This is a genomic window from Acinetobacter sp. YH12208 (assembly GCF_013418055.1).
In the GTDB taxonomy this organism is placed as follows: Bacteria; Pseudomonadota; Gammaproteobacteria; order Pseudomonadales; family Moraxellaceae; genus Acinetobacter; species Acinetobacter pseudolwoffii.
In genome coordinates this window covers 50,421-69,356 of the sequence record NZ_VPCT01000004.1, presented here as the reverse complement: position 1 = coordinate 69,356, position 18,936 = coordinate 50,421, and the positions used below count along the sequence as shown (strand labels likewise).

Here is an 18,936-nt window from a genome sequence, read left to right as displayed (position 1 = left end):
TTAATGTGATTGGGTAGACTATATTTAACCTGAGCTGCAGATCAGCTCAGTGCTGCTCAGGGACGACACCCTGTTCAATCTGTTTTAAAATCTGGCAATCGGACTGTTCATTGCCGGCACACTGCTCCACCGATTGCTGTAATATCACCAGCATATGCTGCATATCGGCAATTTTCTGTTGTAAAAACTGGATATGTTTTTCGGCCAGCTGTTTCACCTCGCTACTCTGACGTGAGCTGTTTAGCCACAGGCCGAGTAATTCTTTCATTTGCTCTGAAGAAAAGCCGAGTTCGCGTGCATGTTGAATAAAACTTAAGGTTTTAATGTCCGCATCAGTATAAACCCGATAACCTGCATCGCTTCGTTTCGCAGCAGGCAACAACCCGATGTCTTCATAATAACGAATCATTTTTGCAGAGATGCCGGAACGTTTTGCCGCCTGACCAATATTCATCCTGCTTGCTCCTTGAACTGTACCGCTTTGTAGGCTTTTAATCTCAAAGCATTAGTGACAACAAACACGGAAGACAATGCCATCGCGCCTGCGGCAAACATTGGTGATAACAAGATGCCCCAGAATGGATAGAGCACCCCGGCGGCAATCGGGATTAAAGCAATATTATAGACAAAGGCCCAGAACAGGTTCTGCCGGATATTGCGCATGGTGGCCTGACTCAGACCAATTCCGGTGGCCACATGCTGTAAATTACCTGACATCAACACCACATCGGCTGCCTCAATCGCGACATCGGTGCCTGTACCAATCGCCATGCCAACATCAGCCTGTGCCAGTGCCGGGGCATCATTGATTCCGTCCCCGACAAAAGTGAGTACGCCATATTGCTGCTGGAGTTGACGTACCGCATCCACTTTCTCATGCGGTAAAACTTCCGCAATTACCTGATCAATTTTCAGCTGTTTGGCAATGGCCTGCGCGGTATGCTGATTGTCACCGGTGATCATCGCTACTTTTAGACCCTGCTCATGCAAGGCCTGAATCGCACTATAGGTAGTTGCTTTAATCGGATCCGCGACGGCAATAATCGCCGCCAGCTTTTGATTGATCGCCACATATAAGGGACTACGGCCCTGATCACCGAGTTTTTGTGCAGTAGACCGAAACAGATCGACATTTAGACCTAAGTTCTGCATCAGACGTTCAGCCCCAATATGCAGCTGCTGACCAGCTACCTGTGCCTTGACCCCTGCGCCGGTGATCGAATCAAAATCTGTGACTTCACTCAGTTCCAGTTGTTGCTCATGAGCTGCCTGAACAATGGCATGGGCAATCGGATGTTCTGACTTGGCTTCAACCGAAGCCACCAGTTGCAATACAGTCTGCTGATTAAAATCTGCTGTGACTTCAAAGTCCGTCAGCAACGGTTTTCCTTCAGTCAAGGTTCCGGTTTTATCAAGTGCGACGACTTGGGTTTGCTGCAATAACTGTAAAGCTTCACCCTTACGAAACAGCACGCCCAGTTCAGCGGCACGCCCAGTTCCGACCATAATTGAGGTCGGCGTTGCCAGCCCCATCGCACACGGACAGGCAATAATCAGCACCGCCACGGCGTTGACCAATGCATAGGTCAGATTGGGTTCAGGCCCAAACAGGAACCAGACCATGAAGGTCAAGGCCGCCAGTGCCATGACGGCAGGTACAAACCATAAAGTCACTTTATCCACCACCGCCTGAATCGGTAGTTTCGAGCCTTGTGCCTGTTCCACCATCTCAATAATCTGCGCCAGTACAGAATCCTGTCCGACCGCAGTGGCCCTGATTTGCAAGGTTCCATTCTGGTTCACTGTACCACCCACCACCTGATCCCCGGCCTGTTTGGCCACGGGTAAAGGCTCACCACTCATCATTGCTTCATCGATATAACTTTGCCCGGCAACCACTTCACCATCGACGGCGACTTTTTCACCCGGGCGGATTTCAATCAGCATGCCCTGTTGTACATCGGCAATCGCCAGATCAACCCAGTTGCCATGCTGTTGTACCCGTGCGGTTTTCGGTTGCAAGCCGACCAGATACTGAATCGCTTCTGAGGTTTTACCTTTGGCTTTGGCTTCCAGATACCGCCCCAGTAAAATCAGCGCAACAATGACAGCTGCCGCTTCAAAATATACATGGACGGTGGACTGGGGTAACAGCTGCGGAAAAAAGGTCGCAATGCAGGAAAATCCATAAGCTGCGATTGTTCCGACTGCGACCAGAGAATTCATATCCGGCGCCAAACGCAATAAAGCCGGAATACCATGCTGATAAAAACGCCGTCCCGGAATAATCAGCACCAAACTGGTCAGCACAAACTGCAGATACCAGCTGTTCTGGGTTCCCAACGTCTGCGCAATAAAATGATGAAAAGCCGGGATCAGATGTGAACCCATTTCTAGAATAAATACAGGGACTGCCAGAATAAGAGCAAGCCAAAGATCCCGTTTCAGTTGCGCGGTTTCAGTGGCTTTCTTTTCCTGAAAAGCCACATGGCGATCTGCCGAGAGATGTGTATTGGTTTTTTCTGTGGCTTTAAAACCGGCTTTTTCTACAGCAGCAATCAAAGCTGGGATGTGCTGACGGGATGCCTGAATCGAAGCAGTTTCAGTCGCCAGATTGACTTGTGCTGTACTGACGCCGTCTACTTTTAATAAAGCTTTTTCAACACGCGCGACGCAGGAGGCGCAGGTCATGCCTTCAATCGCCAGTTCAATCCGGTCAGCCTGAAGATCAAAACCGGCTTTTTGCACCGCCTGAGTCAACTTGGACAATGGCACAGAATTGATTAGACTCACATGCGCCTTTTCAGTGGCCAGATTCACGTGTGCATCCAGTACACCTTCTACTTTTTTTAGGGCTTTTTCTACGCGAGCCACACAAGATGCACAGGTCATGCCTTCAATATTCAAAGCAAACTGTTGCGTCGATACATCAAAGCCAGTTTTTTCAATTGCTTGAACTAGCACAGCGGCAGCAATCGGCTGCTGGCTTTTAATAAAAGCTTTTTCAGTCGACAGGTTGACAGATGCCTCAACCACGCCCTCAATTTTTTTCAAGGCTTTTTCGACCCGAGCCACGCAGGATGCACAGGTCATACCGCCAATCTGCACCTGCTGTTCATATAACCGGATGCTGTCTTGTTCTGCCATGCCCATCTCCATGCATCAACTTGCTGCCGATGCTATAGCTTAAACATTCCCAGCATGGCAAGGTCAAGTCTTTCATTTAAATATTTTAGGAAAGATAAAGCGGTATTGCGATTGGATGCTCATCCAAGAACCAAATAAAAGCCCGAAGATGACTTCGGGCTTTTATAGCAGTGTTTAAAATATTGAATGCATCAATTTTATTCGGCAGAAATATCTTCAAACAGAACCGAAGACAGGTAGCGTTCACCGCCATCTGGCAAAATCACCACAATATTTTTACCGGCATTTTCAGGGCGTGCAGCCAGTTGTGCCGCTGCCGCCATGGCCGCACCACTTGAAATGCCGACCAGGATACCTTCCTGAGCTGCAGTTTTGCGTGCCCACTCGATTGCCTCTGCGCTATTAATGGCAATCACTTCATCGACCAGATCTAAATCCAGGTTGCCCGGAATAAAGTTGGCTCCGATACCTTGAATTTTGTGTGGTCCCGGTGTCAGCGTTTCGCCGCGTTTGGCCTGACCAATAATTGCAGATTCAGCAGGTTCCACCGCCACCGAATATAGAGGCTTATTTTTAACTTTCTCAAAGTAACGCGAAATACCGGTAATGGTTCCGCCTGTTCCGACACCTGCGACCAGAATATCGACGTTACCCGCCGTAGCTTCCCAGATTTCTGGGCCGGTGGTTTCTTCATGAATTTTAGGATTGGCTGGGTTTTCAAACTGTTGTGGCAGGAAATACTGCTCCGGGTTCTCATTCAACAGACTCTCGGCTGCTTCAATCGCCCCTTTCATGCCTTTGGCCGGATCGGTCAAGACCAGATTGGCTCCTAAAGCTTTGACTACTTTACGGCGTTCAATACTCATGCTTGAAGGCATGGTGAGCGTCAGTTCATAACCTTTAGCGGCTGCCACAAAGGCCAATGCAATGCCGGTATTGCCACTGGTGGGTTCAACGATGTGCATACCGGGTTTGAGTTTTCCAGATTTTTCTGCATCGTTAATTAATGCTGCACCAATACGACATTTAACTGAAAAGGCCGGATTACGGCTTTCAATTTTCGCAAGTACAGTGGCTGGACCGGAAATCACACGATTAATACGAACAAGCGGTGTATTTCCAATCGCGTCTGCATTATTACTATACACCGCTATACCTAAATTATTCGGTGTTGGAAAAGCTGAATCTGTACTCATGATGATATCCCTGATGTTATTGGTTCAAGTCGCTTAAACATCATACAAGCATTTTTTTCGTTTGTAGATGTTTGATGAAACTTGCACTTGATTGCACGAATGTGAACTAAAATACTTTCTGCACTATGCAATAAATTTATCTTATCTATCAATATTTAAAATATAATTTTAATTGATAATTCAATTCATTAAAAACCATAAAACTTAACTGTTTTTAGCAAGGTATTACGAGCTAAGACCCGTATAATTAACGGGCTGTAACTTTATAATGGACATATTGAATGAAAACCGATTTTGAAATCACGACTATGCGCGATTCAGCAGAACAGGTCGTTGGCATTTTAAAATCCCTGGCCAATACCGACCGTCTCCTTATTTTATGCCATCTCTCTCAAGCGGAACTGAATGTTTCAGAAATTGAGGAAATAACTGAGATTAAACAGCCAACACTTTCCCAGCAGCTCATGATGCTGCGCAAAAGTGATGTAGTGAATACCCGTCGGGATGGTAAACAGATCTATTATTCAATTAAAGATCAAAATTTGATTGTGGTATTGACTACGCTTTATCAGCTGTATTGTGCGAATCAAATTAAATAGTTTATTTTTAAACACTATTTAACGCCAAAACACACTTCTCTACCCCATTGATCTGGCAGAAATAACGACTTTGTAGAAAATCGCTATAGCTGCTTTAAGAAAATGGAGGCCAGACCTAGCTGATTTATTTTAAAAACATAAATCATCACAAATTCGACCCCTTAAGATTTCTTAGCAGAATTTGTGCATAATATATCTATATCTGTGATTTAGACCTTTTTATGCCAAATTCCAAGTCTAAACTTTTGCATAGACTGCCTGCCTGGGCATGGTTAAGCGACTATACGCCGGTCAAATTTAAATCCGATGTGCTGGCCGCACTGATTGTCGTGGCGATGCTGGTTCCTCAGGGGATGGCTTATGCCATGCTGGCCGGTTTACCGCCGATCATGGGCTTATATGCCAGCATCCTGCCAATGATCATTTATGCGTTGCTCGGTGGCAGTTCGACTTTATCGATTGGCCCGGTGGCGATCATTTCAATGATGACTTTTGCCACGCTCAATCCACTGCTTGAAGTCGGCTCACCGGTCTATATCGAAGCTGCGACCTTATTAGCACTCATGGTCGGTATTATTTCCCTGCTCTTGGGATTATTCCGTTTCGGTTTCTTAATTCAGCTGATCAGTCATCCAGTCATTCAGAGCTTTATTATTGCCTCGGCATTATTAATTGCTTTTGGACAATTGAAGTTCTTGGTCGACCTACCCTTAAAAGCCAATAACATTCCAGAATTTACAACAAGTCTTCTGGAGTATCTGCCGCTCCTGCATTTACCAAGCCTGTTATTTGGCCTGTTGTCGATGGCTTTACTGATCTATCTGCCCAAGTTGCTAAAATCTCAGGCAGTACAAAGCCGGATCGGCTCTACAGATTTTCTGGTACGGGCTGTGCCTCTCATTCTGGTATGTCTCGGGATTGCAGCGATTGTATTTCTGAATTTAAAGGGGCAAGGCATTAAAACAGTGGGTGCAATCCCGTCCGGTTTTCCGCCCTTGTCTTTTCCGCACTGGAACTGGGAACTGGTCATGACCTTGTTACCGGGTGCCAGCATGATCGCCATGATCAGCTTTGTGGAATCGTTGTCGATTGCTCAAGCCACAGCCTTGCAACAACGCAGTCATTTAAACAGTAATCAGGAACTGATTGCACTTGGCCTAGCCAATATCAGTGCAGGCGTCAGTTCAGCCTTTCCGGTTACTGGCAGTCTGTCGCGTACCGTGGTCAATGCCGATGCCGGTGCCAAATCCCCCATGGCAGGAGTTTTGTCCTCCATTCTGATTATTTTCGTCAGCCTGTTCTTTACCGGATTTTTTGAAGACCTGCCCCTGACCATTCTGGCCGCCACGATTATTGTTTCCATCTGGAAACTGGTCGATTTTCGGCCTTTCTTTGATGCCTGGCGTTATTCTAAAGCCGATGGTATTGCCATGTGGATTACCTTTCTGGGTGTGGTGCTGATTGATATTTCCACTGGTCTGATTATTGGGATCATATCGACGTTTATCCTGATGTTATGGCGAATCAGTCGTCCGCATATTGCAGTGCTCGGATTGGTCGAAGGTACACAGCATTTTCGTAATATTCAGCGTCATCAAGTCAGTACCTCCGATCGGGTGCTGTCACTGCGGATTGATGAAAATTTGACCTTTCTGAATGCCAATAGCTTCAAAGGTTATCTGATCAATCAGATGAGCCTGAATGACAAGTTGCAACATGTGATTTTAAATTGCTCCAGTATCAGTGCCATTGATTTAAGTGCTTTGGAAATGCTGGAAGATTTAAATGCGGAATTGGCCAAACTGAACATTCGACTGCATTTTGCCGAAGTGAAAGGCCCGGTGATGGACAAGCTACAAGCCTCGAAGCTGATGATTCATCTGAGTGGCCACATTTATCTGACTCATTTTCAGGCAATTCGGGACTTGGCTCCAGAAATCTTTGAGCAGCATAAAGACTATACGATTTAGGACAGCAGATCGTTAAACTTATGGCCGGAGATTCAAACCGGTCATGACGCCAAACTTTTTTAAATTTTCAAATATAATTTGAATTTATCGATTTAACTTTGATATTTATTTCATGAATATAACTTTAAAAGAGATGATTTATTCAGCATCTTTAGATTGTTTTTTCAAATAAAAGTATTCTTTTATATTGATTAATTTTTGAATAAATCAATTATATCAATAACTTGTTTTTTATATAAAAATATATTTCAAGCCTTGTTTAAATTAAGTATAAAATAGCGCAACTTTTTCCCAAATTTAGCCCTCGTAATTTTCACAAGGCAATCTTATGTTTTCTGCCCTTATGCGTATGAGCCTAGTCTCTCGAATCATCATCGCCATTATTTTAGGTGTAGGTGTGGCTGTGGTATTTCCCGAAGCTACTCCCTCATTAAGCCTATTGGGCGACCTGTTTATTAAAGCCTTGAAATCTGTTGCACCGATCCTGGTTTTCATTTTAGTTTTAGCTTCTATCGCAAATTTTAAAGTGGGGCAATCCAACACCGCCATTAAACCGATTATGATGATGTATGCGGTAGGTATGTTCCTTGCTGCACTCAGTGCTGTCGTTTCGAGTATGTTATTTCCAAGTACGCTGTTTCTGGATATTGCTGCACAAGCGGACTTACAGCCACCTGGCAGTCTGGTAGAAATCCTGAAGAATCTGCTGCTTAGCTTTGTCGCCAACCCGGTCGTTGCTATTGCTGAAGCAAATTTCATTGGCGTTCTGGCCTGGTCTGTGGCATTGGGCATCGCCTTCCGTCATGCATCGGATACCACCAAGACCCTTTTGAATGATGCCGCCTTTGCGGTTAATTATGTGATTCGTTTAGTGATCAGTTTTGCACCTGTGGGTATTTTTGGTCTGGTTGCAGTGACTTTTGCTGAATCCGGTCTGGATACGCTGACCAGTTATGCACATTTACTTGCGGTACTATTAGGTACGATGGCTTTTGTTGCACTGGTAATTAACCCAATGTTGGTGGCTTTAGTGACGCGTCACAACCCCTATCCACTCGTCTTTACCTGCTTGCGTGAAAGTGGCATTACCGCCTTCTTTACCCGTAGTTCGGCAGCCAACATTCCCGTCAATCTGGATCTGGCAAAACGTCTAGGTGTCAAAGAATCAACCGCAAGTATCGCGATTCCTCTCGGTGCTGTGATCAATATGGCTGGGGCATCGGTCACCATTACCGTATTGTCACTGGCAACGGTAAATACCTTGGGCATTAGCGTAGATTTCACCACCATGCTAATTCTTTCCGTAGTAGCAACCATCTCGGCCTGTGGTGCTTCAGGTGTGGCCGGTGGTTCATTATTGTTGATTCCTGTGGCCTGTGGTCTGTTTGGTATTTCTTCGGATATCGCTATGCAAGTGGTCGCGATTGGTATGGTAATCAGTGTATTGCAGGATTCTACTGAAACTGCTTTAAACTCGTCTACGGATGTTTTATTTACCACAGCAGTAGACCGCGCATCAAATTGATTTTATATTGAATAATCAAAATTTTTTGCCAATGATGTTGTTATGCCATTACAGCGTTTACCTACCTGGATACAATTAGGGGCGTTCTTTCTTGCGGTGAATGCCGGCATGATTAACGTCCTGGGTCTGGTGACGGTATTACACCAGTCTGTTTCACATATGACCGGTAATGTCAGTATGCTGGCCATGGCGCTGCTGGACTGGCAGCCAGACATGATGCTATATCTGCTTCTGGTCACACTCTGCTATGTCATTGGTTCTCTGTATAGCGGGCTGATTCTAGGAAATAGTCACTTTCGCTTGGGACGACTTTATGGTTACCCTTTAAGCCTGGTGGCTTTTTTTATTCTGATCTGCTGGTTATTATTGCCCTATTTCCCGCGCTATGCCCTGTTATGGGCCTGTGTCGCGATGGGTCTGCAAAATGCCATGGTCAGCCATTATAAAGGTGCCATTATTCGCACCACGCATTTATCTGGTGTACTGACCGACCTTGGCTTGGCCATGGGTTACCGTTTACGCGGCTTAGATGTAGAACCACGCCGAGTCGTTTTACATTTACTTATTTTGCTCGGTTTTTTAAGCGGTGGTATTCTTGCCAGCTGGCTTTATCCTTATTTAAAATTAAATGCATTCCTGATCCCGGCAGGGCTGAGCCTGATGCTCAGTCTGATTTACTGGGTGATTTATTTACGTTATCGACATCAACACGATTAATTTCTGGACATTCTCATGGTTAAAAATGCATTGCAGGCACAATTGTTAAAGGCAGGTTTGGTCGATAATAAAAAAGCCAAAAAACTGTCTAAACAGGCTGTGCATGAAAAACGCACCGGTGATAGCACCGAGGCTGAAATCAAGGCGAAAATTGAGCAAGACAAGCAGCAGAAACTGGCCAAAGACCAAGCCATCGAGTTAGAGAAAAAAGCGGCCTTACAGGAAAAAGAACTGAAAGCCGCGATCATCCAGATGATTAACCAGCACAAAATCCGCGATACGGATGGTGATGCGGTGTATCAGTTTATTGATGACAGCAAGATCAAGAAGGTTTACCTGAACCAGCAGATCTATAATGCACTGGTGGCAGGCAGTCTGGTGATTGCACGTGAAAATGACAGTTATGTGTTCTTGCCTAAGGCTTTGGGAGATCGTATTAATGCCAAGATGCAAGGCTTTATCATTGTGAATAATTCAGAGAAAAATGAACAAATTACCGATGAAGAAGATCCGTATGCAGCCTATGTCATTCCGGATGACCTGATGTGGTAAGTTATTATTAGTATTTGATATCATACTAAACCGGCTTAGGCCGGTTTTTTTATATCAGATCACAGTCTAAAAGCTATTTCAGGTAAACACTTTCCAAAGATATGTATTAAAAGTTTAATTAAAATTAAAAAACTCAGCTTAAAGCTATAAACTCTTTCACAATTTTAACAGTGTGAGAAAAGATAAGTTGGAACAGTTTAAGCTTGTCCAGAATATACAAGTGTGGGCAGATCAATATCCCTGGCTAGAAATGCTCTCTTCATTGAGCATTGTGATTTTACTGGCAATTATTGCAAATTTATTTGCCAAACAAGTCGTTGTTCGCGGAATTCGTAAACTGATTTCCAAAATGCCTTTTGCGCATAATGAAATCATTGCTGAGCATAGCGTGATCCGCCGTATTGCCAATATTGTGCCGGCCATTGTGATTATGAATGGAATTACCACCGTTCCGCATTTATCAGACAAGGTCGAGACCTTTATCCAGATGGGTGCGCAGGCCTTTATCTTCCTGACCATTGCCCTGGCGATTGGCGAATTGCTGAATATTTTTAACCTGATTTATCAGCGCAATCCGAAATCGCGTAACAAGCCGATTAAAGGCTATTTGCAACTGGTCAAGCTGATCATCTTCATCGTTTGTGGTTTGATGATTCTGGGGACTTTCCTCAAGAAAGATGTCTTTACCTTGCTGGCCGGTTTTGGTGCCATGGCTGCGGTACTGATGCTGGTGTTCCAAAATACCATCCTATCGCTGGTGGCTTCGGTACAGATTTCCTCTTATGACATGGTGCGTATTGGTGACTGGATTGAAATGCCATCTTTAAATGCGGACGGCGATGTCATTGATATGTCATTACACACTATTACCGTGCAGAACTTTGATAAAACAGTCACCACCATTCCGACCAATAAACTGGTGACGGATACCTTTAAAAACTGGCGTGGCATGCAGGAAGCCGGTGCGCGCCGGATTAAACGTTCCATTCATGTCGATCAGAGCAGCGTGCATTTCATGTCAGCTGAGGAACAGAACAAGCTGAAAGAATTTATTCTGCTGGATCAATATCTAAATACCAAAACTGAAGAACTGCAGCAATTTAACTTGCAGCTCAGCCATCATTCGCAATATAACCAGCGCCGTCTGACCAATCTGGGGACTTTCCGTGCCTATGTGGAGTTTTATCTGCAACAGCATCCGGGAATTAGTAAAAATCACTCGCTGATGGTTCGTCAGTTACAACCGACCAGTGAAGGTTTGCCTCTGGAAATTTATGCATTTACCAATACCACGGTCTGGGTCGAGTATGAAAATATCCAGTCGGATATTCTGGATCACCTGTTGGCGATTATTCCTGAATTTGGCCTAAAAGTGTATCAGGCACCTTCAGGTTTCGACCTCAAGGAATCTTTTAGCGTTTCCTGAAAAGCTGCGACAATCTTCAAATAAAATAAAAGCCTGAAACTGGCTACAGTTTCAGGCTTTTTAATTGGTCTAATTAAATAAAAATATAAAAAACGACAACTTAAACAAATATTAGATTGGATATTGAGATGCTCAGGCTGAGATTACAGACGCTTGCGGCTGCATCAGTTCTTGTAGCATTTTATAAAAATCATGTTCTGAGTCAAACTGCTCTTCACAGATCCTTTCGCCGTTTAGTAATAAATGATGATAGCTTTGATGCTCATAAATCACCGTGTTCAGAAACTGTGCACCGGGCATATGCTTGAGCAGGTGCTGTGTCTGTTTCATTTCTGCAAGTTGCTGCTGTTCAGGAATCTTATTCAATACCGTATAAATTTTTAATTGAGTATTATATTGTGCGATCCCAATCGCCAATTGCACCAGTTCGGTTTCAAGTTGAATATCTTCTGGATTGATGGAACTGGGAATAATCAGCTTATCTGCATGTTTCAGGACTGAACGCAAGGCAGATGTATCCTGCCCGTCAATATCAACAATAATATAGGCGAACTGCTGTTTCAGTAGTTCCAGACGATGATCCAGACTACGACCATCTTGTTTTAAGATATCCAGATGCTCGAAAGAAAATTGTTTATTTTTCAGATTTGCCCATTCATAACCATACGGTTCCAGATTGGCATCAATTAGCAAGGTCGCGCCTTGCCCACGTAATAACTCATTGATATACATCGCAATCGTGGTTTTTCCTGAGCCTCGTTTACGGCTGGCCACTACCCAAATACTCATCTTTAAGCTCTCTCGTTTTTGATTCTTTTTATGAGGAAAAATGGTTTAAACTTTAATATAATTATGGATTTAGAATTACGTATCTGGCATGAAAAGTAAAGTCTGATTTGGATAATAATTTTGTGGCTATTTCATCTAATCCTAGGCTTAAAAAAATTCAATCCTTTATAATCACTACAAAGCAAAATGCATGATAAGAGTACGATAATGTTTCGATGGCTTGAAAGACTGGTTGATCCCTATCCCACCAAAAACCTGAATCAACCTTTACCGACCAAGTTTTTTCCATTTGTCTGGCAGGCAGCCTACGGTGTGCGCCGTTATTTGCTGATTCTGGTGCTGTGTACGGCCGGTGCTGCCAGCTTTGAAGCCTTACTCTACTCAAAAATTGGCGATCTGGTAAATTGGCTCAGCAAAAGCCAGCCAGATACTTTTCTGGAACAACATGCCAGCAACCTAACCTTGCTGAGCATTATCCTGCTGGCCAATATTTTCTTTGCCAGTGCCCAATCCCTGATCAAGCACCAGATTTTGTATAGCAACTTTCCGATGCGGTTACGCTGGCGTTTTCATAATTTACTGATGAAACAAAGTCTGGATTTTTTCCATAATGATTTTGCCGGACGTTTATCTGCCAAAGTCATGCAAACGGCGCTGGCCATCCGGGAATTCTGGGTCATTTTGGGAGATATGCTGGCCTATGTGCTGATTTATTTCGTCACCATCAATATCGTTTTAGGCAATATTTCTCCCTATTTAGTTATCCCTTTGATGGTGTGGCTACTGCTATTTATCTGTGCGGCCTGGTACTTTATTCCGCGTTTAAGCAAGATTTCCAAGTCACAGGCCGATGCGCGTGCCGTCATGACCGGCCGTGTCACCGATGCCTATACCAATATCCAGACTGTCAAGCTGTTTGCCCATGCTGGTCGAGAAAGCCAGTATGCTAAAACCTCCATGCAGGAATTTATGGTCACGGTTTACAAACAGATGCGTCTGGGGGCTCAGTATGAAATCAGTATTTTATTTCTGAGCATTATTCTCTATGGCGGTGTGTTGGGTACGGCCATCTGGCTATGGATGGAAGGACAGGCCGAATTGGGCATTATTGCAGCCACCACGGCCATGATACTCAAACTGAACAGTATTGCCGAGTTTATGATGTGGCAGACCTCTGCCCTGTTTGAAAATGTCGGGACCATTCAGGATGGTATGAAAACTTTAGGCCGCAAGATTGCCATTGAAGATAAACCCAATGCCAAAGAGCTACAGCTTCAGCATGGTGAAATTAAATTCGACAATGTCAGCTTTGCCTATAATGATAAAAATGTCATTGACCAGTTTAACCTGACCATTCGCCCGGGTGAAAAAATCGGGATTGTGGGACGTTCAGGCGCAGGTAAATCGACCCTGATTCAGTTATTGCTGCATTTTTATCATCTTGACCAAGGTCGTATTTTAATCGATGGGCAGAACATTGAAGATGTGACGCAGGACAGTTTGCGTAAGAACATTGCTTTAGTGACTCAAGACACTTCGCTGCTGCATCGTACCGTTGCAGAGAACATCAAATATGGTCGTCCTGATGCAACCGATCAAGAGATGTATGAAGCGGTACGTAAAGCCAAAGCAGAAGAGTTTATTCCTCATCTGACCGACTTACGCGGCAAAAGAGGCTATGAGGCTTATGTCGGTGAGCGTGGTGTAAAACTTTCTGGTGGTCAACGTCAACGTGTTGCAATCGCACGGGTATTTCTAAAAGATGCACCCATTTTGATTCTGGATGAAGCCACCAGTGCGCTGGATTCTGAAGTCGAAGCGGCCATTCAAAACAGCCTCGATGATCTGATGCAAGGCAAAACCGTAATTGCCATTGCGCATCGTTTATCGACAATTGCCCAGATGGATCGCCTGATTGTAATGGATCAAGGCAAAATTGCCGAGCAAGGTACCCATGATGAACTGGTAGCATTAAATGGAATCTACGCCCAGCTTTGGCAGCGTCAAACGGGCGGATTACTGATACAACAACAGATCAAAGCAACGAAGGATCGTGAATAATGCTGTATTTGGAAGATTTGAACATCGCTGACCGCTTTAGCAGCCGTAAATATCATATGGGACTGGAAGAAATTCAAAATTTTGCCCGGGCTTATGACCCACAAGCCTTTCATACTGATGAACAGCAAGCTGCAGCCCATCCGGTATTTCAGGGAATTGCCGCCAGTGGTTGGCATACTGCGGCAGTGGTTATGCGCTTGTGGACTGAATGTTTTCCTGTGGCTTATGGGCTCATTGGTTCAGAGTCGCATCTGCGTTGGCCTTGTCCGACCCGCCCCGGGGATGAGATTCACGTCGAAGTCGAAATCATGGATATTCAGCCCTCCAGAAGCAAAACTGACCGTGGGATCGTTAGCTACCAGACGCAGGCATTTGACCAGCATCATAAAATGATTTTTAGTTCAACCACTAAAATTGTGGTATTTAAACGAGGATTTTCTCCGGTTTAAATTGATTTTTAGGCAAAATTCAGACTAATCTGCCACAATGATTGTGGCAATAGCCAAAACTTTGTCCAACAATTTTAATGAAAAAAATGGCAGTTTCATGCCAATATCAGACCATAAATAAAAAAATTTAAGTGAGTGCAACGGATCGCGCATGAAAACAATTGCTCCACGCCAAGATCAGGGAATTCCAGGTGTATACGCTCTTTTGCTGCTCGATGTCATTTCCCGCTGGGGATATAATGACGAATCGTTGTTCAAGTCCTTTGGCCTGAGTACGGAGCAGCTGGCGGATCCTGATTTTCGCATCCCGACACCTGTGGCCAATGAACTGGTCAAACATGCCCTCAAGCTGAGCGGTGAACCGACACTTGGTTATCATCTGGGTACCCAGATGCGGATTTCTATTCATGGTTTTATTGGCTATGCAATCATGACGGCCAAGGATATTACCGATGCATTAGTACTGGCCAACCGTTTCATCCAGCTGCGTATGCCCTTTTTACAGCTATTCTTTTCGACCTTTGGTGCCAAGGCTACAGTCCAGTTGCAAACCGATATTCAGCTGGAACCCTTACGCACCGAAATCTCGATTGCACTGATTTTTGGCATGATCAGTATGGCCAAGGCCATTACCGGAATTGATTATGCCGCTGGAGAAATCGATTTTGATTTCAAAAAACCGGAAGGCTTTGAACGCTTTATGGCCAAATTTCCACATCATCAGTTTCGCTTTGAACAGCCGCATTTGATCTTGAGTTTTGATAAGAGCTACCTGATGAACAAGCTGGTGCATGCCGATCCGATTGCCAGCCAGATTGCAATTAACCAGTGTGAAACTGAACTCTCGGCCTTGGGCGAGCGACACCGGATTGCGATGCGGGTTCGTGATATTCTAACCCATTCCGAGCAGCATTATCTGAGTATTGAAAGTGTGGCAGATCGTCTGCATATGTCCGACCGCACCCTAAAACGCCAGCTGGCGGCTGAAGGTACCTCTTTTTCTACGCTGGTCGATGAAGTACGCTACCGGCATGCGACGTCGTTATTGTCCCGGACCGACTTTAGCTTGGAACAGATTGCTGATGAACTTGGTTATAGTGATGTCGCCAATTTTAGCCGGGCATTTAAACGCTGGAGTGGTCGCAGCCCGAGCAACTGGCGCAAAGATCCTTATTTATAAAGGGTCATAAGCCTTTTGTTTTGGCCAAAAAGAATGTATAAAACATGTCAAAAATGATCTAAAGATTTTTTAAGGAGTTATCAATGAATCATCCTTCAGAATTAAAGTACGCAAGTACGCATGAATGGGTACGCATTGAGGGTGATCTTGTTGTGACCGGTATTTCCGACCATGCACAGGATGCATTAGGTGATTTGGTCTATGTAGAAGCACCAGATCTTGATTCACACATCACTGCGGGTCAGCAAGCCGGTGTAGTTGAATCGGTCAAAACTGCGTCTGATATTCATGCACCTGTTTCTGGTATTGTCGTTGAAATCAATCCTGATCTTGAAGATGATCCTGATTTTATTAATGACGATCCCTATGGCAAAGGGTGGATCTATAAAATCAAACCAGACAATATGTCAGATGTTGAACACCTGCTTTCCAATACAGCATATGAAGCTGGCCTATAAACCCGCTTATATTTAGAAAATCAGCCTGCGGGCTGATTTTTTTATGCCATAGATATTGTTCAGCTTTCCCAATCGGCTTCAATTACATATATTCATATTAAAATATTATTGTATTTTTCACGTATATTTCCTAAAGTACTGAACAGGACGCGCTGCACTCCTGAATATGCCACACTTATTTATAACAATAATTCCCCCATTCTAAGACCAGCGTCTCATCACCCATCATTTTAGGATAATCATGAATGCCATTGTAGCGCCGTTATGGACCAAGTCATTTGTACTGTGTCTGGCCAACAACCTGTTTTTATTTATTTTCTATTTTGCGCAAACCACAATTTTGCCGATTTATATCTTAAAAGAATTAGGTGGTAATCTGACCCAAGCTGGTCTGGCCATGACCTTATTTATGGTCTCTGCCATTGCAGTACGTCCTTTTAGTGGCTTAATTATCGAAAAATTTGGCATACGCAAAACTTTAATTGTCTCAGAAATATTTTTCAGTCTTTTTTCCTTAGCTTACCTGCTCGCTGATCAGCTCACGATTCTGTTTATCATCCGTTTCTTGCATGGCATCTGGTTTAGTATTCTGACCACAGCCTGTGTGCCGGTGGTCAACCAGTTTATTCCAGAACAGCGTAAAGGCGAAGGCATGGGTTATTTTGTCATGTCTGTCAATCTGGGAATTGTCCTGGGGCCTTTAATTGGTCTGAGTTTAATTGAATACTGGTCTTATTTTCAGGTCAGCACCTTGTTGATCGCTTTGGTTTTTATCGGCTTTATCTTCTGTTTACTGATTCCGGTCAAAGAGCCTGAAAAAATGATCGACAACACCGACAAGAAAACATCACTAGGGCTGACTGATTTTGTCGAAAAGAAAGCACTGCCTGTGGCAGGACTTGCCATGCTGATTTCCTTTTCTTATGCCAGCATCATGTCTTTTATCGCGCCATTTGCAGCCAGTAAGGATTTAATGGCCTATGCCGGTTTATTCTTTGTGATATTTGCAATTTCCATGATGAGCCTGCGTCCGATCACTGGAAAAATTTATGACCGCAAAGGTCCACAATACGTGATTTATCCGGCACTGCTGGCTTTTAGTCTGGGTCTGTTTTTACTGAGCCAGATTCAGACTTTATGGGGATTTATGCTGGCTGCGGTTCTGGTCGGAGTCGGTTTTGGTAGTGTGCAACCGTGCATTCAAACCTTAGCCATTCAACGTGCACCAAAACACCGGATTGGCTACGCAACTTCGACTTTTTATACCTGCTATGATCTGGGTATTGCCATTGGCTCAGTCCTGATCGGTGCTATCATTGCCGCTTATAGTTATCAAACTGCTTTTGTGATTTGTGCTGTCTTGACCCTAAGTAGTATGGGATATTTTCATCTGGTGGTTCAGGCTAAAGCAGTCAAAAATAGCTAACCCAAAACAGGCAGAATTCAAATCTACCTGTTTTGATTGTGCTTCAAGACACTCTTTATTCAGCTACATTTTGATTTTCTGCTGATTTTTCTTCAGGTTTTGGTTCTTGTAGCATAGAAAACTGCGTACTTTCTCCGACTGCTGCATTATCCTGACGATTACTTTTCAGCTTGATCTGTAAGCGTAATTCATTGGTGGAGTCGGCATTGCGTAACGCTTCCTCATAAGAAATTTCGCCCTGGTTATACAATTCAAATAAGGCCTGGTCAAAGGTTTGCATCCCCAATTCACGGGATTTTGCCATAATCGCTTTCAGCTCATGAAACTCACCTTTCAAAATCAGGTCGGAAATCAATGGTGTATTTAACATGATTTCAATCGCTGCACGACGGCCTTTACCATCCTGCGTCCGAATCAGACGCTGGGAAATAATCGCCTTCATATTCGAGGATAAATCCATCAATAACTGATTGCGGCGTTCTTCCGGGAAGAAGTTAATAATCCGGTCTAAAGTCTGATTGGCATTGTTGGAGTGCAAAGTTCCCAGACAAAGATGCCCGGTTTCGGCAAAAGCAATCGCATGTTCCATGGTTTCAGTATCACGAATTTCCCCGATCAGAATCACATCGGGTGCCTGACGCAAGGTATTTTTCAGCGCATTGTGCCAGGAATGACAGTCCACACCGACTTCACGATGCGTAATCATGGATTTTTTATGTTTATGTACATACTCCACCGGATCTTCCACGGTAATAATATGCCCGGCTGAATTTTCATTGCGGTAGTCAATCATCGCCGCGAGCGAGGTTGACTTTCCTGAGCCGGTTCCCCCGACCACCAGCACCAGACCACGTTTCTCCATAATCACATGTTTAAGTGAATCAGGAAGTTTGAGCTTCTGGAAATTTGGAATTTCTGCGGTAATAGTACGAATCACCATACCAACATTCAGTTGTTGCTGGAACACGTTAACCCGAAAACGCGAAACACCCGGCACAGTGATAGCAAAGTTGCACTCCAGTTCTGTTTCAAATTCCTTGCGCTGCTTTTGATTCATCAGGCTATAGGCAAACAGCTTGGTTTTTTCAGCCGTCAGTTCTTGCTGTCCAAAAGGCTTCATTAAACCCTGATGTTTAATACTCGGTGGAAAGTCGGCGGTAATAAATAAATCTGAACCACCATATTCGACCACTTTGGTCAGCATGTGGTGCATGAATTTTCGTGCTTCTTCTAAGAGCTCTGTTGCAAACATCAAGATCCCCAAACAACCTGCCATGACATTAAATTATTGAAAAAAAGGTTATATATTCAAATGGATATATTGTCTTTTAATTGTGTAGGGATTTATAAGAGGACACAAACAGATTTTATTTATTTTATAAAATTTATCATCTTATTTGTGTGATGTATTTCATGTTAAGTCAATTTATTGGGAAGCACT

The 18,936-nt window shown here is 44.0% G+C and carries 16 protein-coding genes; 11 read left to right on the top strand and 5 right to left on the bottom strand.

The window, feature by feature from the left end; genetic code table 11:
• Window positions 1-46: 46 nt before the first annotated feature.
• The 3 genes from cueR to cysK all read right to left on the bottom strand — a co-directional run bounded on the left by cueR (window position 47) and on the right by cysK (window position 4,343).
• Entirely contained in the window at window positions 47-454 is a 408-nt protein-coding gene (gene cueR, locus FTU95_RS05730; protein ID WP_005096982.1) for a Cu(I)-responsive transcriptional regulator, read from the bottom strand.
• Window positions 451-3,153: a heavy metal translocating P-type ATPase gene (locus FTU95_RS05725; protein ID WP_180077815.1), complete on the bottom strand. Its 2,703-nt coding sequence runs from the start codon at window positions 3,151-3,153 to the stop codon at window positions 451-453. Before FTU95_RS05725 ends, cueR begins: the two co-directional genes overlap by 4 nt.
• 191 nt (window positions 3,154-3,344) lie before the next feature.
• Entirely contained in the window at window positions 3,345-4,343 is a 999-nt protein-coding gene (gene cysK, locus FTU95_RS05720) for a cysteine synthase A (RefSeq protein ID WP_100357622.1), read from the bottom strand.
• A gap of 281 nt (window positions 4,344-4,624) precedes the next feature.
• On the opposite strand from cysK, the gene FTU95_RS05715 reads away from it, so the two are divergent.
• The 6 genes from FTU95_RS05715 to FTU95_RS05690 all read left to right on the top strand — a co-directional run bounded on the left by FTU95_RS05715 (window position 4,625) and on the right by FTU95_RS05690 (window position 11,132).
• Window positions 4,625-4,942, top strand: coding sequence for a helix-turn-helix transcriptional regulator (locus FTU95_RS05715; RefSeq protein WP_005096987.1), 318 nt, complete (start codon window positions 4,625-4,627; stop codon window positions 4,940-4,942).
• A 221-nt stretch (window positions 4,943-5,163) separates the two neighbouring features.
• Window positions 5,164-6,912 carry a SulP family inorganic anion transporter gene (locus FTU95_RS05710; protein ID WP_005096988.1) on the top strand — a complete coding sequence of 583 codons (1,749 nt, stop codon included), beginning with the start codon at window positions 5,164-5,166 and terminating at the stop codon, window positions 6,910-6,912.
• Window positions 6,913-7,240: 328 nt separating this feature from the next.
• Entirely contained in the window at window positions 7,241-8,437 is a 1,197-nt protein-coding gene (gene sstT / locus FTU95_RS05705) for a serine/threonine transporter SstT (protein ID WP_100357624.1), read from the top strand.
• Between the two features lie 42 nt (window positions 8,438-8,479).
• Window positions 8,480-9,154 (top strand): YoaK family protein, encoded by a 675-nt coding sequence (locus FTU95_RS05700; RefSeq protein WP_005170772.1) that lies wholly within the window; start codon window positions 8,480-8,482, stop codon window positions 9,152-9,154.
• 15 nt (window positions 9,155-9,169) lie between these two features.
• Complete coding sequence (locus FTU95_RS05695; protein ID WP_005096992.1) at window positions 9,170-9,706, top strand: DUF2058 domain-containing protein; 537 nt, start codon at window positions 9,170-9,172, stop codon at window positions 9,704-9,706.
• Window positions 9,707-9,893: 187 nt separating this feature from the next.
• The gene (locus FTU95_RS05690; protein WP_005096993.1) at window positions 9,894-11,132 is read left to right on the top strand and encodes a mechanosensitive ion channel family protein; all 1,239 of its coding nucleotides are present in this window, start codon (window positions 9,894-9,896) and stop codon (window positions 11,130-11,132) included.
• A 132-nt stretch (window positions 11,133-11,264) separates the two neighbouring features.
• Here FTU95_RS05690 and FTU95_RS05685 read toward each other — a convergent pair whose 3' ends face one another.
• Window positions 11,265-11,921, bottom strand: a complete 657-nt coding sequence (locus tag FTU95_RS05685; protein ID WP_180049340.1) for a hypothetical protein — start codon at window positions 11,919-11,921, stop codon at window positions 11,265-11,267.
• A 207-nt stretch (window positions 11,922-12,128) separates the two neighbouring features.
• Between FTU95_RS05685 and FTU95_RS05680 the strand changes: the two genes are divergently transcribed.
• The 5 genes from FTU95_RS05680 to FTU95_RS05660 all read left to right on the top strand — a co-directional run bounded on the left by FTU95_RS05680 (window position 12,129) and on the right by FTU95_RS05660 (window position 17,495).
• Window positions 12,129-13,982 carry an ABC transporter ATP-binding protein gene (locus tag FTU95_RS05680; RefSeq protein ID WP_005096995.1) on the top strand — a complete coding sequence of 618 codons (1,854 nt, stop codon included), beginning with the start codon at window positions 12,129-12,131 and terminating at the stop codon, window positions 13,980-13,982.
• The gene (locus FTU95_RS05675) at window positions 13,982-14,431 is read left to right on the top strand and encodes a MaoC/PaaZ C-terminal domain-containing protein (protein WP_180077813.1); all 450 of its coding nucleotides are present in this window, start codon (window positions 13,982-13,984) and stop codon (window positions 14,429-14,431) included. The genes FTU95_RS05680 and FTU95_RS05675 overlap by 1 nt, the downstream gene beginning before the upstream one ends.
• Window positions 14,432-14,582: 151 nt before the next feature.
• Window positions 14,583-15,611: an AraC family transcriptional regulator gene (locus tag FTU95_RS05670; RefSeq protein WP_005096998.1), complete on the top strand. Its 1,029-nt coding sequence runs from the start codon at window positions 14,583-14,585 to the stop codon at window positions 15,609-15,611.
• A gap of 83 nt (window positions 15,612-15,694) precedes the next feature.
• Window positions 15,695-16,069 carry a glycine cleavage system protein GcvH gene (gcvH, locus tag FTU95_RS05665; RefSeq protein ID WP_005097000.1) on the top strand — a complete coding sequence of 125 codons (375 nt, stop codon included), beginning with the start codon at window positions 15,695-15,697 and terminating at the stop codon, window positions 16,067-16,069.
• 241 nt (window positions 16,070-16,310) lie between these two features.
• Window positions 16,311-17,495, top strand: coding sequence for an MFS transporter (locus tag FTU95_RS05660; RefSeq protein ID WP_100328583.1), 1,185 nt, complete (start codon window positions 16,311-16,313; stop codon window positions 17,493-17,495).
• Between the two features lie 55 nt (window positions 17,496-17,550).
• On the opposite strand, the gene FTU95_RS05655 is transcribed toward FTU95_RS05660, so the two are convergent.
• The gene (locus FTU95_RS05655) at window positions 17,551-18,747 is read right to left on the bottom strand and encodes a PilT/PilU family type 4a pilus ATPase (RefSeq protein ID WP_180049338.1); all 1,197 of its coding nucleotides are present in this window, start codon (window positions 18,745-18,747) and stop codon (window positions 17,551-17,553) included.
• Window positions 18,748-18,936 lie beyond the last annotated feature (189 nt).

What these genes read in the sequence shown, in the direction of transcription:
- FTU95_RS05700 (WP_005170772.1), top strand. Translation starts at nt 8,480, where the DNA reads ATGCCATTACAGCGTTTACCTACCTGGATACAATTAGGGGCGTTCTTT.
- FTU95_RS05715 (WP_005096987.1), top strand. Translation starts at nt 4,625, where the DNA reads ATGAAAACCGATTTTGAAATCACGACTATGCGCGATTCAGCAGAACAG.
- FTU95_RS05675 (WP_180077813.1), top strand. Translation starts at nt 13,982, where the DNA reads ATGCTGTATTTGGAAGATTTGAACATCGCTGACCGCTTTAGCAGCCGT.
- FTU95_RS05695 (WP_005096992.1), top strand. Translation starts at nt 9,170, where the DNA reads ATGGTTAAAAATGCATTGCAGGCACAATTGTTAAAGGCAGGTTTGGTC.
- sstT (WP_100357624.1), top strand. Translation starts at nt 7,241, where the DNA reads ATGTTTTCTGCCCTTATGCGTATGAGCCTAGTCTCTCGAATCATCATC.
- FTU95_RS05710 (WP_005096988.1), top strand. Translation starts at nt 5,164, where the DNA reads ATGCCAAATTCCAAGTCTAAACTTTTGCATAGACTGCCTGCCTGGGCA.
- cysK (WP_100357622.1), bottom strand. Translation starts at nt 4,343, where the DNA reads ATGAGTACAGATTCAGCTTTTCCAACACCGAATAATTTAGGTATAGCG.
- FTU95_RS05725 (WP_180077815.1), bottom strand. Translation starts at nt 3,153, where the DNA reads ATGGGCATGGCAGAACAAGACAGCATCCGGTTATATGAACAGCAGGTG.
- gcvH (WP_005097000.1), top strand. Translation starts at nt 15,695, where the DNA reads ATGAATCATCCTTCAGAATTAAAGTACGCAAGTACGCATGAATGGGTA.
- cueR (WP_005096982.1), bottom strand. Translation starts at nt 454, where the DNA reads ATGAATATTGGTCAGGCGGCAAAACGTTCCGGCATCTCTGCAAAAATG.
- FTU95_RS05670 (WP_005096998.1), top strand. Translation starts at nt 14,583, where the DNA reads ATGAAAACAATTGCTCCACGCCAAGATCAGGGAATTCCAGGTGTATAC.
- FTU95_RS05685 (WP_180049340.1), bottom strand. Translation starts at nt 11,921, where the DNA reads ATGAGTATTTGGGTAGTGGCCAGCCGTAAACGAGGCTCAGGAAAAACC.
- FTU95_RS05680 (WP_005096995.1), top strand. Translation starts at nt 12,129, where the DNA reads ATGTTTCGATGGCTTGAAAGACTGGTTGATCCCTATCCCACCAAAAAC.
- FTU95_RS05660 (WP_100328583.1), top strand. Translation starts at nt 16,311, where the DNA reads ATGAATGCCATTGTAGCGCCGTTATGGACCAAGTCATTTGTACTGTGT.
- FTU95_RS05655 (WP_180049338.1), bottom strand. Translation starts at nt 18,747, where the DNA reads ATGTTTGCAACAGAGCTCTTAGAAGAAGCACGAAAATTCATGCACCAC.